Source organism: Rhizobium sp. 3T7, assembly GCF_020166565.1.
Taxonomy (GTDB): Bacteria; Pseudomonadota; Alphaproteobacteria; order Rhizobiales; family Rhizobiaceae; genus Rhizobium.
Map to the genome: position 1 here is coordinate 193,407 of NZ_JAIQXS010000002.1, position 12,549 is coordinate 205,955.

Annotated in this window: 10 protein-coding genes; 7 read left to right on the plus strand and 3 right to left on the minus strand. The window is 59.8% G+C overall.

Going from position 1 to position 12,549, the window contains the following annotated elements:
* The first annotated feature begins 208 nt into the window (after positions 1–208).
* Positions 209–1,078, plus strand: a complete 870-nt coding sequence (locus K9B32_RS03740) for a LysR family transcriptional regulator (protein ID WP_224560549.1) — start codon at positions 209–211, stop codon at positions 1,076–1,078.
* 18 nt (positions 1,079–1,096) lie between these two features.
* Here the strand turns inward: K9B32_RS03740 and K9B32_RS03745 are convergent, their stop codons facing one another.
* Positions 1,097–1,333, minus strand: coding sequence for a hypothetical protein (locus K9B32_RS03745; RefSeq protein ID WP_088694697.1), 237 nt, complete (start codon positions 1,331–1,333; stop codon positions 1,097–1,099).
* A gap of 23 nt (positions 1,334–1,356) precedes the next feature.
* Positions 1,357–2,646, minus strand: a complete 1,290-nt coding sequence (gene aceA / locus K9B32_RS03750) for an isocitrate lyase (RefSeq protein WP_224560550.1) — start codon at positions 2,644–2,646, stop codon at positions 1,357–1,359.
* Positions 2,647–2,839: 193 nt separating this feature from the next.
* On the opposite strand from aceA, the gene K9B32_RS03755 reads away from it, so the two are divergent.
* The 5 genes from K9B32_RS03755 to K9B32_RS03775 all read left to right on the plus strand — a co-directional run bounded on the left by K9B32_RS03755 (position 2,840) and on the right by K9B32_RS03775 (position 8,453).
* Positions 2,840–4,252 (plus strand): short-chain fatty acyl-CoA regulator family protein, encoded by a 1,413-nt coding sequence (locus tag K9B32_RS03755; protein ID WP_224560552.1) that lies wholly within the window; start codon positions 2,840–2,842, stop codon positions 4,250–4,252.
* A 128-nt stretch (positions 4,253–4,380) separates the two neighbouring features.
* Positions 4,381–5,481 (plus strand): polyamine ABC transporter substrate-binding protein, encoded by a 1,101-nt coding sequence (locus tag K9B32_RS03760; protein WP_224560553.1) that lies wholly within the window; start codon positions 4,381–4,383, stop codon positions 5,479–5,481.
* Between the two features lie 93 nt (positions 5,482–5,574).
* A complete protein-coding gene (locus K9B32_RS03765) occupies positions 5,575–6,717 on the plus strand; it encodes an ABC transporter ATP-binding protein (protein WP_224560554.1) in 1,143 nt (380 codons plus the stop codon).
* Positions 6,718–6,720: 3 nt separating this feature from the next.
* Positions 6,721–7,632 carry an ABC transporter permease subunit gene (locus K9B32_RS03770; protein ID WP_224560556.1) on the plus strand — a complete coding sequence of 304 codons (912 nt, stop codon included), beginning with the start codon at positions 6,721–6,723 and terminating at the stop codon, positions 7,630–7,632.
* 2 nt (positions 7,633–7,634) lie between these two features.
* Positions 7,635–8,453 carry an ABC transporter permease gene (locus K9B32_RS03775; protein ID WP_224560559.1) on the plus strand — a complete coding sequence of 273 codons (819 nt, stop codon included), beginning with the start codon at positions 7,635–7,637 and terminating at the stop codon, positions 8,451–8,453.
* Here the strand turns inward: K9B32_RS03775 and K9B32_RS03780 are convergent, their stop codons facing one another.
* A complete protein-coding gene (locus K9B32_RS03780) occupies positions 8,454–10,334 on the minus strand; it encodes an AsmA-like C-terminal region-containing protein (RefSeq protein ID WP_224560562.1) in 1,881 nt (626 codons plus the stop codon). It lies immediately after the preceding gene.
* Positions 10,335–10,494: 160 nt separating this feature from the next.
* On the opposite strand from K9B32_RS03780, the gene K9B32_RS03785 reads away from it, so the two are divergent.
* Positions 10,495–12,447, plus strand: coding sequence for an acetoacetate--CoA ligase (locus K9B32_RS03785; protein WP_224560564.1), 1,953 nt, complete (start codon positions 10,495–10,497; stop codon positions 12,445–12,447).
* The last annotated feature ends 102 nt before the right edge of the window (positions 12,448–12,549 follow it).

Sequence of the window (12,549 nt, forward strand, 5' to 3'; positions counted from 1 at the left end):
AGCGGACTAGGCGGGAGCTGCCGACGCTTTTGTAGAACTCGCTTTCGGCTCGCGCCGAATATTTGTCACGGCTGTCGTTGAGCAGGTCTGCAATTTGGGCAATGGCGATGAGAGCGATCATGACGATGTCCTTCCGTCTGGGCATCGCCTTAACTATCCCTCAAAATCTGCTTTATAAAGGCGAATTATCCCACTATGTTTTTCGTCAATGAAAAACATGCAGTGGGACTCTTTTCAGCTTTTTCTTCAGGTCTCCCGATTTGGTGGACTGACCGGTGCCAGCGCATCGAGCGGGCTGAGCCCCGCCACGATCGGCCGTCGCATGCTCGATCTGGAGCACGAGATCGGCAAGACTCTCTTCGTCCGCAGCCAGACGGGCTACAGTCTGACCGTCGACGGCCAGGTGCTTCTGGATCATCTGCAGGACATGGAGGCGGCGGCGCGCAAGGTCGATGCCTGGCGGCAGGCGGGCAGCGTCGGCGCAACGGTGAGGATCGCCGCCGGCACTTGGATCGCATGGCTTCTGACGGAGAATTTCGCTGCGGTCCGCAAGCCCGGCGATGCCTTTGCCGTCTTGTTGACCATCGGCGAAGCGCGCGCCAACCTCAACTACAGGGAAAGCGATATCGGCATCCGCGCCTTCGAGCCGGAAGAAGGTAATCTTGCCGCTCGCCTGCTCGGTGAAGTGGCCTACGCGGTCTATATCAGACGCAATGCGGACGCGGCCGACGATCGATGGGCGGCGGTGACCGAAGAAGATGCAATCTCGAACTATCTCCGCTGGCCGCATCGCAACGCGGCCGGCTCGATCGTTGCGACTGTCAATCGGCCGCGCTCGCTCCTGGAGCTGGTGAGGGCAGGCGCTGGCAAGGCGGTGTTGCCGTGCTTCGTCGGCGACCTCGATCCCGAATTGCAGCGTCTCGGCGGCGAACTACCGGAGCTGCGGCATCGGCAGTGGATCGTCATGAACAATGAAGATCGGCACCGGCCGGAAATCCGGACCGTTGCCGATCGCATGACGAAATTGGCGAAGAGCTATGCTGATCTCTTTGCCGGCAAGCGCCCCAGCCGAAGCTGAGGCGCCGACTGATCCGGTTCAGTTGCGTCCCGCGACGATGACGGGGATCAAAAGGTCTCCCCAGTTCCCGTCGCCGCCGTGGTGCCTCGCCGAGCGGACGAGTTCGACCGAGACCCCCGCATCGACAGCCTTCATGACCGATTGGTTCAGTCGGTGCAGGTCGTTGGCCAGCATGCGGATCATCGTCTGCTGATCCGGTGTCATGCAGGTGGACTGTTCTTCAGCGCGTTCCTTGACGCGTGCAAGCGTAGGCATGGTCTTCTCCTCCTTGGTGCGAGTCATTCTGCTGCTGGTTTGAACTGTGCGTGTTCGGTGGATTCCTTCATCGCCGTGGTCGACGAACGTCCGCCGGTGATGGCCATCGAGACGGCATCGAAATAGCCGGTGCCGACTTCGCGCTGATGCTTGGTCGCGGTGTAGCCGTTGATCTCCGCCGCAAACTCCGCCTGCTGCAGTTCGGAATAGGCGGCCATTTGTCGGTCCTTGTAGCCTCTGGCAAGCTCATACATGCCAAAGTTCAGCTGATGAAATCCGGCCAGCGTGATGAACTGGAACTTGTAGCCCATCGCGCCGAGTTCGCGCTGGAACTTTGCGATCGTCGCGTCGTCCAGGTTCTTCTTCCAGTTGAACGACGGCGAGCAGTTGTAGGCGAGCAGCTTGCCGGGATGCACCTTGTGCACCCCTTCGGCAAAGCGCCTTGCCTGATCGAGATCCGGCTTCGAGGTTTCGCACCAGATGAGATCGCAGTGCGGCGCATAGGCGATGGCGCGGGCGATGCACGGCTCGAGCCCGTTGCGAACCTGATAGAAGCCTTCGACGGTGCGGCCGGCATCGTAATCGACGAAGGGCTGGTCGCGCTCGTCGATATCAGATGTGAGCAGCTTGGCAGCCTCTGCGTCAGTCCGTGCGATAACGAGCGTGGGCACGCCCATGACATCGGCGGCGAGGCGAGCCGCATTGAGGTTGCGGATGTGTGCCGCGGTCGGGATCAGAACCTTGCCGCCAAGGTGCCCGCACTTCTTCTCCGACGCCAGTTGGTCCTCGAAGTGGACGCCTGCGGCGCCCGCCTCGATATAGGCCTTCATGATCTCGAAGGCGTTCAACGGGCCGCCGAAGCCTGCTTCCGCATCGGCGACGATCGGCGCAAACCAGGTCTCGACGGACAGGCCGTTCTGCTCGGACGTTTCGATCTGATCGGCGCGCTGCAGGGTCCGGTTGATCCGCTTGGCAAGCTCTGGCCCGGCGTTTGCCGGATAGAGCGATTGATCCGGATACATGGCCGAGGCGGTATTGCTGTCCGCGGCGACCTGCCAGCCGGAGAGGTAGATTGCCTTCAATCCGGCGCGGACCATCTGCATCGCCTGATTGCCCGAAAGCGCGCCGAGCGCGTTGACGAAATCATCCTGATGCAGGAGCTGCCACAGCCGCTTGGCGCCCATTTCCGCGAGCGTGTAGCGCAATTCCACGGAGCCGCGCAGCCGCTTGACGTCGTCGATCGAGTAGGGACGCTCGACCCCGTTGAAGCGTCCTGCTGGAAGGTCTTGGTGCAGCTTGTCAAATTCTGTCATTTCATGCTCCTTACAGATTATGCGGTCGGTTTGGATGATTGACAGAATTTACAATTTCCTGAGAAAAGCCAGAGTTATCTATGGAGTAGCGGTCAGAAACGAGTTAGGATGCAAAGCCTTTGACAGGGGCGTTCTGTAAATTTGTAAAGTATTGTAAATTCCGGTTCGTCGGAGTCTTGTAAAGGATTGTCACATGGCGGAACGCAAGATTTTTGCGGGGCCAAAAGTCCGGCGCATTCGCAACGGCCTCGGTCTGACTCAGTCTGCGATGGCCGAGGAGCTTGGCATCTCCCCCTCCTATCTCAACCTCATCGAGCGCAACCAGCGGCCGCTGACGGTACAGCTGCTCCTGAAGCTGTCGTCGGTCTACAAGGTTGATTTGGAGGAGTTGAGGGACGAAAGCGGCGGTAGCCTCAATCAGCTGCGTGAGATTTTCGCGGATCCACTGCTCGCCGGCGAACTTCCCGGCGATCAGGAACTCGTGGAGGTCGCAGAGGCGGCGCCCAACGCCGCAAGTGGCATCATCAAACTTTACCGCGCCTATAGCGAGCAGGCCAGCCGCCTGTCGGACCTGACGTCGTTAACGGCGGGTGCGGGGCAGGTGCCACTCGCCGGTGCGCGGCTGCCGGCCGACGAGGTCCGCGATCTCCTTGAGCGGCGCTCGGTATATTTTCCCCAGCTTGAGAATGCCGCCGAGGCCTTTTTAGCGCGCTTTGCCGAGGTGTCCGATCTCCCGGTCGCGTTCAAGGAGTGGCTGCGGGCGGAGCGTGGCATAAGCGTGCGCGTCCTTCCGGTTCACGTCATGTCGGATCTGCGGCGTCGTTTCGATCGGCACTCGATGCGACTGTTCGTTTCCGAACGTCTGTCGCCAGCTGATCAGGCGCATGAAGTCGCCATCGAGGTTGCCACGCTTGCATTGCGTGATGCGATCCTGGCGGAACTCGAGGGTCTGGCGCTGTCGACGCCGGAGGCGAAGCGGATAGCGCGCTTCGAACTCTGTCGTTACGGAGCTCTGGCGCTCGCGATGCCCTATACGCCATTTCTGGCTGCGGCCCAGGGCAGCCGATATGATGTCGATATCCTTCGTTCCCGCTTCGGCGTTTCCTATGCGCAGGCGGCAGCCCGGCTGGTCATGCTGCAGCGACCGGGTGCCTCCGGCATTACGTTCTTCATGATGGAGATCGATGCCGCCGGTCACCGGTTGCGGCGTGCGGGAGCGCAGGGTTTCCCGCATTCGCGTTTTGGCGGCGGCTGTCCCAAGCTGAACATTCATGCCGCCTTCCTGCAGCCGGGCCAGATTCTTGCCGAAACGGTCGAAATGCCAGATGGCGCCAGCTATCTCACGGTCTCCCGGACGCTTGAGGGGCCGAACGCCGCGTTCGGCGAGCGCGTCAGGCGCACCGCCTTGCTGATTGGTTGTGAAACTGCCGCTGGTGAAGCGTCGGTCTACGGCCAGGTTGCAGCCATCCAGCAGCCGGTCGCGATCGGACCTGCCTGCCGCCTTTGCGAACGGCGCGGATGCCTTGCGCGCGCCGAGCCGCCTGTCACACGGCCGTTGGGCCTCGATGAGATGGTTGCAGGCCTCAGCAGCTTCGATTTCCAATGACTGTGAAATGATTGAGGCTGCAGGTTTTTGCGCTTGTGGGCTCTCAAAAACCTTTCTAGTCTGCCTTAAAACCAGAGGGTGGGCGTCCGCAAGCGGCGCCGCAAAGCAAGAAGAAAACAGGAGATATCATGAGGTCAACTATCGCAAGACTTGCAGCAAGCGCCGTTGTGCTCGCGTTCGCCGCTGCGCCGTCCTTTGCGCAGGAGCGGGTGGTCAACGTCTACAACTGGTCGGACTATATCGACAGCTCCATCCTTGAAGACTTCACCAAGGAAACCGGCATCAAGGTCGTCTACGACACCTTCGATTCCAACGAGACGGTTGAAACCAAGCTGCTCGCCGGCGGCACGGGCTACGACGTGGTCGTGCCGAGCGGCGACTTCCTGCAGCGCCAGATCCAGGCCGGCGTCTTCCAGAAACTCGACAAATCCAAGCTGCCGAACCTCTCCAATATGTGGGATATGATCCAGCAGCGCACCGCCATGTACGACCCCGGTAACGAATACGCGGTGGACTACATGTGGGGCACCAACGGGATTGGCTACAACAAGAAGAAGCTCGCCGAAATCCTCGGGCCAGACGCAAAGGAACCGGGCCTTGAAGCAATCTTCGATCCGAAGGTTGCTGAAAAGTTCAAGGATTGCGGCATCTATGTCCTCGATGCACCGAAGGATGTCATGCCTTCGGCCTTGACCTATATCGGACTTGACCCCAATTCGAGCAAGCCAGCCGATCTGCAAAAGGCCGGCGAACTGCTGGAAAAGGTACGGCCCTTCGTTCGCAAGTTCCATTCCTCGGAATATATCAATGCCTTGGCCAACGGCGACATCTGCATCGCGTTCGGTTACTCCGGCGACATCTTCCAGGCTGCCAACCGTGCGACCGAAGCCAAGAACGGCGTGGAGATCGGCTATTCCATTCCGTCACAGGGCGCGCAAATGTGGTTCGACATGATGGCGATCCCGGCGGATGCCAAGCATGTTGCTGAGGCGCATGAGTTCCTCAACTACATGATGAAGCCGGAAGTCATCGCCAAGGCCAGCAACTACGTGTTCTATGCCAACGGCAACAAGGCGTCGCAGCAGTTCATCGACAAGGCAGTCCTCGAAGACCCGTCGGTCTATCCGAGCGAGGACGTGATGAAGAAGCTCTATAGCGTCACCCCATGGGATCCGAAAACGCAACGCGCCGCGACCCGGATCTGGACGAAAGTCGTCACCGGCCAGTAGTTGAAATCAGGCCCGGTCGGCAACGTCCGGGCCTTTTCTTACGCCGATCGCAGGGGAACGTCGGCTTCCAAAAAATCATATTCGGGGCACAATATGAAGTCACTCGGCAATATCCGCCGCTCCTTTGCACCGTGGGCAGATCCTGCGTCAAAGCCCTTCATCTCGTTCAACAACGTCACGAAGCGGTTCGGCGATTTCACGGCGGTCGACGACCTGTCACTGAACATCTATCATCGCGAATTCTTTGCCCTGCTGGGAGCTTCCGGCTGCGGAAAATCCACGCTGCTGCGCATGCTCGCAGGCTTCGAACAGCCGACCTCGGGCGAAATCGTCCTCGACGGTACCGACCTCGCCGGAACGCCGCCATACAAGCGTCCGGTCAACATGATGTTCCAGTCCTATGCGCTCTTCCCGCATATGACGGTTGAGAAGAACGTCGCCTTTGGTCTGCGCCAGGATGGCATGCCAAAGGAGGAGATCGCCGAACGCGTTCTGCAGATGCTGAAGATGGTGAAGCTCGAGAAGTTCGCCACGCGCAAGCCGAACCAACTCTCCGGCGGCCAGCGCCAGCGCGTGGCTCTGGCGCGTTCCCTTGCCAAGCGGCCGAAGGTGCTGCTGCTAGACGAGCCGCTCGGTGCGCTCGACAAGAAGCTGCGCGAGGAAACACAATTCGAGCTCATGGACCTGCAGCAAAACCTCGGCCTGACCTTTGTCGTTGTCACCCACGACCAGGAAGAGGCGATGACCATGGCCGACCGCATTGCGGTCATGAGCCACGGAAAGGTAATCCAGGTCGCGACACCCGCCGAGATCTATGAGGCGCCGAATTCCCGCTTCGTCGCGGACTTTATCGGCGACGTCAACATCTTCGACGGCAAAGTCGCCAGCGCGAATGATAGCACCGTCGAGATCGCGGTCGATGAAGATTTCTCAATTAGCGTCATCACCCCCGAAAAGCCGGCCATGGGCTCGTCCGTCGGTTTTGCGATCCGCCCGGAAAAGCTGAAAGTCTCGCGCAAGCCGCCAGTCAATCCAAAGGTGAACGCGGCGTCCGGGGAGCTATGGGACATCGCCTATCTCGGCGACATGACGGTCTTCCACGTGAAGCTGAAGAACGGCAAAGTGGTCAAGGCCTCGCTCCTCAATGCCCAGCGCGCGGTCGACGATCCGTTCACCTACGACCAGGAAGTCTGGATCACCTTCGCCGAGGATGCCGGCGTCCTCCTCAAGGATTGAACCATGGGCAAGCTCGGTTCCGCCTTCTACAATCGCCTGGTCATAATCATTCCATATGTCTGGCTGCTGCTGTTCTTCTTGGCGCCGTTCTTCATCGTCTTCCGTATCTCGCTGTCGACCACGGCAATCGCCATGCCGCCCTACGAGCCGGTCTTTTCCCTCGGCGACGGCTGGGCCGGATTCTGGGAGAAGGTGAGCACCTTCTCCTTCGACAACTACAGCTATCTGATCGATGATCCACTCTATATGAAGTCCTACATATCGAGCCTGGTGATCGCTGGGATATCGACGTTCCTTACGCTTTTGATCGCCTACCCGATCGCCTATGGCATGGCTCAGGCTCCGCGCAGCATCCGTCCGACGCTGCTGATGCTGGTCGTCCTGCCGTTCTGGACGAGCTTCCTGATCCGCGTCTACTCCTGGATCGCGATCCTGAAGCCGGAGGGACTGTTCAACCAGCTGCTGCTGTCGCTGCATGTCATCGACAGCCCATTGATTATCCTGAACACCAACGTCGCAGTCTATATTGGCATCGTCTATTCCTATCTGCCGTTCATGGTGCTGCCGCTCTACTCGTCGCTTGAGAAGATGGATGGCACTCTGATCGAGGCTGCGCAGGATCTTGGCTGCACTCCGATCAGCGCATTCTGGCGGGTGACCTTCCCGCTGTCGCTGCCGGGCGTCCTCGCCGGCTGCATGCTGGTCTTCATCCCCGCGGTCGGCGAGTTTGTTATCCCCGATCTGCTTGGTGGATCGCAGACGCTGATGATCGGCAAGACGTTGTGGAACGAGTTCAACGCCAACCGTGATTGGCCGGTCTCTTCGGCGGTGGCGACGATCCTGCTGTTGATCCTGGTGATCCCGATTGTGTTCTTCCAGAACGCCCAGGCCAAGGCCGACGAGCAGGGGAGATAGACATGCTGAGATGGACCCGTTTCAACGTCGCTTCCGTCGCGCTCGGCTTTGCGTTTCTTTATCTGCCGATCGTTCTGCTGGTCGTGTTTTCCTTCAACGAGTCAAAGCTCGTGACCGTCTGGGGCGGCTTTTCGACCAAGTGGTATGTCTCGCTCTTGCACAATCAGGCTTTGCTTGATGCCGCGTGGGTGACGATCCGTGTTGGCCTCCTCTCGGCCACCGCTGCGACGATCCTTGGAACGCTCGCAGCGATCGCTCTCGTACGCTACACGCGATTCCGTGGACGCATGCTTTTTTCCGGTATGGTCTATGCGCCGCTGGTGATGCCTGAAGTGATCACCGGCCTGTCGCTTCTATTGCTGTTCGTGGCGATCGGCCTCGACCGCGGTTTTTGGACAATCACGCTCGCTCATACGACGTTTACGATGTGCTTCGTTGCTGTCGTCGTGCAATCACGTCTCGTGAGCTTCGACAGCTCGATTGAGGAGGCGGCGCAGGATCTCGGCGCTCCACCGGTAAGGACCTTCTTCGAAGTGACGCTGCCCATCATTGCGCCCGCCGTCTTGTCCGGTTGGATTCTCGCTTTCACATTGTCGCTGGACGATCTCGTGATCACGAGCTTCACCTCGGGCCCTGGGGCCACGACGTTGCCGATGAAGATCTACAGCCAAGTCCGCCTCGGGGTAACGCCTGAGATCAACGCGGTCTGCACCATTCTGATCGGGATTGTAGCGATCGGCGTCATCTGCGCCTCCATGATCACGAAACGCCGCGAACTGCAGCGCGAACGCGACGAGCGTGTAGCGGCAAACGCGCCGTGATTATTTGGTCGACCCCTGCTGTGTAATGGGAGCAGGGGAGATAACCGGCTCCGGCCAAGCGCCGCCAACGAAGAACGGCAGAGGCGGCAAACTGGTTGACGCCGTCGGATCGGTTGCTTCGATCGTGCCCGACAACGCCAATCCGTTCGATCGGTACGGGATGACGCCGGAAAGGACGAGCGTCTCGAGCGGCCCTTCGATCCGTCCACCATGGATCGTCGCCGCGCCGTCCGCGAGATCGGCGGCGATGTCGAAATTGTCGAAGGCGAAGGCTTGGTGGGAGACCGCATTCAAGGGGAAGAAGTCGGCCCGTGCGGCCTTTTCGCGCACGGCTTCGGCATCGAAGCTCGGCAGAGAGCCCGAGCGCGCGCGGAAAGCGATCCTGCCGGTCACGTCGCCAGCGCCCGCCTTCCAGAGCGGCATCGAGGTCTTGAGCGACATGTCGAGAGAGCCGGTGGCAAGGGGAAGTGGTCCCCGGAGCTGAAGCCGCTCGATCAGGCCGGCAAAGTCAGCCCCCCGGATCGACAGCTGCAGCTTGCCGCCGCCGTCAAAATCCCCGCGCATCGCCTCCAGATGAGCAGACAGCGTGCCACCTTCAAACTGGCTGTCGCCGATGTCGAACTTCGCCTCGTTGCTAGAAACGATGATGCTCGCGCCGACATCCGAAAGCATGAAAGGCTCGATCAGGGCCTGCTTCGCGGAAAGCCTGAGGTCGAGATCCAGCTTCTGCAGTGCACCGCCATCCGGTGGCCCATTCGCTTCACCGGCCGCCAAGCGAAGTGTGAATGCATCGAAGAGCGATCTGAAATTCATCTGGTCGAAAGCCAGCGTGCCGCCGAGCCTGGCGCGTTTGCCTGGTGGAAAGGCAACGTCCATCACGCCCTTCGCATTCGATCCATTCATGCTCATGCTGACATTGTCGAAGCGAAACCCGTTTGGAACCGAAGCGACATCGGTCTCGATCGAGAAGGTTTTAAGGGTCGCAAGACCGGGCAGCGAGCGGTCGGCCCATGCCAGAAGAGCGGGAAGATCGCCGATGCTGACGGCCATGTTCCCGGAAAGATCGAAGAGGTGCGAAATGTTTGCCAGTCCCTGGAACCGCGCCGTGAGCAAGCTCGAGGTCAGCGATCCGCCCATTTCGGCCTTCCTGCCACCAAAGATAAGCAACGGGCTGGGAGAGGAGAAATCGAGCTTGAGGTCCTGTCCGCCCGTCCTCGCGATAAGCACCGCTGTGATCGGGCTCGACAATTTGCGCCAGCTGACATCAGCGGTGACGCCGTCGAAACGATAAGTTCGGCCGCTTGATACGTCGGTGACATTCACCGTGCCGTCTTCGACGGTAATGGCTCCGACTTTGGCATCCAGCTTTTGGTCGAGAACCTCTCTCCCATCTTCCTCGCGCGCCCCTGCGATCGCCCTCGCCAGAAGCCCCTCATTGGTCCAGTCGATCACACCGCTGCTTTCGCGGGTAAGCTGCAAGTTGGGACGAAGAAGGTGGAACTCGTGGAAGCTTGCACGCCCCCTGATCGCATCAATTAGGCTGAACTCGGCGGATAGGCTTTCGATCGTTCCGAGGAGCCTGTTGCCCGCGCCCTGCTGGTGAACCGAGATCTTGCTGAGGGTGATGCGAGGCGTCGGCCAGAATTCGATCACCGGCTTGCCGGCAATCTCTGCGCGATAGCCAGCCCACTTGGAGAGCGCATCCTCAATGCCGGAGCGAACGAGGCCGGTGGAAATCAGATAGGGGGCAGCAACACGAAGTGCCACGAAGATCGACAGGAACACAAGCAGGGTAATCGTGGCAAGCCGTGCGAAGCCCGGCAGCCAACGGGTCACGGGCCTCAGTCTTCTCCGCCATCGCGGTTGTCGTGACGTCCCCATACAATCCGCCAGTCTCTTCGGCCACTGCCCTTAATGCTCTGAAATGCCGGATATATCAAATGCCGCTTGCTTGCAAATGCACGCCGCTGGCCGTGCTCGTCACTGCCTTTATAAGCTGATATTGCATGGTATATAGGCGAGCAAATAGGAGAAGTGTCGAATGCGCGACGATAAGCCACTCTGGATGCCTTCGCGAGCATCGGTCGAAGCGAGCCCGATGTACGCCTTCATGCAGCAGTGCAACCGCGACTTCGATCTGTCCCTGGTAAAATACCGCGATCTGCACGCCTTTTCGGTCGCCGACAGGGAGCGGTTCTGGACGTCGGTCTGGGAATTCTGCGGCGTCAAGGGAGAGCGTGGACCTCGGGCGCTCGTCAATGGCGATGCCATGCTCGAGGCACGCTTCTTCCCCGATGCGACCCTGAATTTTGCCGAGAACCTGCTTTCCCGGGAAGGCGCCGGTGACGCACTGATCTTTCGGGGGGAAGACAAGGTTGCCGATCGCTGGAGCTGGGACCGGCTCCGTAGCCTGGTTTCCAAGCTGCAGCAGGCATTCAAGGCAATGGGTATCGGTTCTGGGGATCGCATTGCGGCGATGATGCCCAACATGCCGGAAACGGTGGCCTGCATGCTGGCGGCCGCTTCGATCGGCGCGATCTGGTCGTCCTGTTCGCCCGATTTCGGCGAGCAGGGCGTACTCGATCGTTTTGGCCAGATCGAGCCGAAGCTTTTCATCGCCTGCGACGCCTATTGGTATGGCGGCAAGCTGCAGGACGTGAAGGGCAAGGTCGCGACCGTCACAAAGCGGCTCGGCGTGCCATGTCTGGTCATTCACTATGCCGGGGATGCGTCTGCGGTCGTCAACGAGACGCCCGGCGCCAAGACACTGGAACACTTCATCGCGCCATTCGAACCGCGTTCTGTCGAGTTTGTACGCCTGCCATTCTCGCACCCTCTCTATATTCTCTTCTCGTCGGGAACGACCGGCGTTCCGAAGTGTATCGTTCATTCCGCCGGCGGCACATTGTTACAGCATCTTAAGGAACACCGGCTGCACTGCGGAATTCAGCCGGGGGAGAAGCTTTTCTATTTCACCACCTGTGGCTGGATGATGTGGAACTGGCTGGTGAGCGGACTGGCGGTCGGCGCCACGCTTTGCCTGTTCGACGGTTCGCCTTTTGCACCCGATGGTAACGTCCTCTTCGACTTTGCGGCAGCCGCGAAGTTTGCCGTCTTCGGCACGTCGGCGAAATATATCGACGCCGTCCGCAAGAGCGGGCTGACCCCGCGCACGAGCCACGACCTTTCCAGCCTGCGGCTGATGACGTCGACCGGGTCGCCACTCTCGCCCGAGGGCTTCACCTTCGTCTACGAAGGCATCAAGGAAGACGTGCAGCTCGCATCCATTTCGGGTGGTACCGATATCGTCTCCTGCTTCGTCCTCGGCAACCCTTTGCAGCCGGTCTGGCGCGGCGAAATCCAGGGGCCGGGCCTCGGCCTTGCCATGGATGTCTGGGATGATGAGGGCCAGCCGGTTCGCCAAGAAAAGGGTGAGCTCGTCTGTACAAAGGCCTTTCCGTCGATGCCTGTGATGTTCTGGAACGATCCCGGTGGTGCCAAGTACAGGGCAGCCTACTTCGAGCGTTTCGACAATGTGTGGTGCCACGGCGATTTCGCAGAATGGACCGAGCACGACGGCATCATCATTCATGGGCGGTCGGACGCTACGCTCAATCCCGGTGGCGTCCGCATCGGTACCGCCGAGATCTACAACCAAGTCGAACAGATGGACGAAGTCGCGGAGGCGCTCTGCATCGGCCAGGAATGGGATGACGATGTCCGCGTGGTCCTCTTCGTGCGCCTGGCTCCCGGCGCATCCCTGACCGACGAGTTGGTGAAGGCAATCAAGAACCGCATTCGCACGGGCGCCTCGCCACGCCACGTACCCGCAAAGATCATCGCCGTTAGCGATATTCCCCGTACCAAGTCCGGGAAGATTGTCGAGCTAGCGGTTCGCGAGGTGGTCCACGGTCGGCCAGTCAAGAACAAGGAAGCGCTTGCCAACCCGGAGGCACTGGATCTGTTTGCGGGACTTGAGGAGTTGCGTGTCTGATCAAGGACGGTAACGGGCGGATTACAAGCTTTCACCTTTGAGAGATTGAAGGTCGCGGCAACCTTTCGTTAAGAAACGTTGGTCAAAAGTGAATTTAACTTG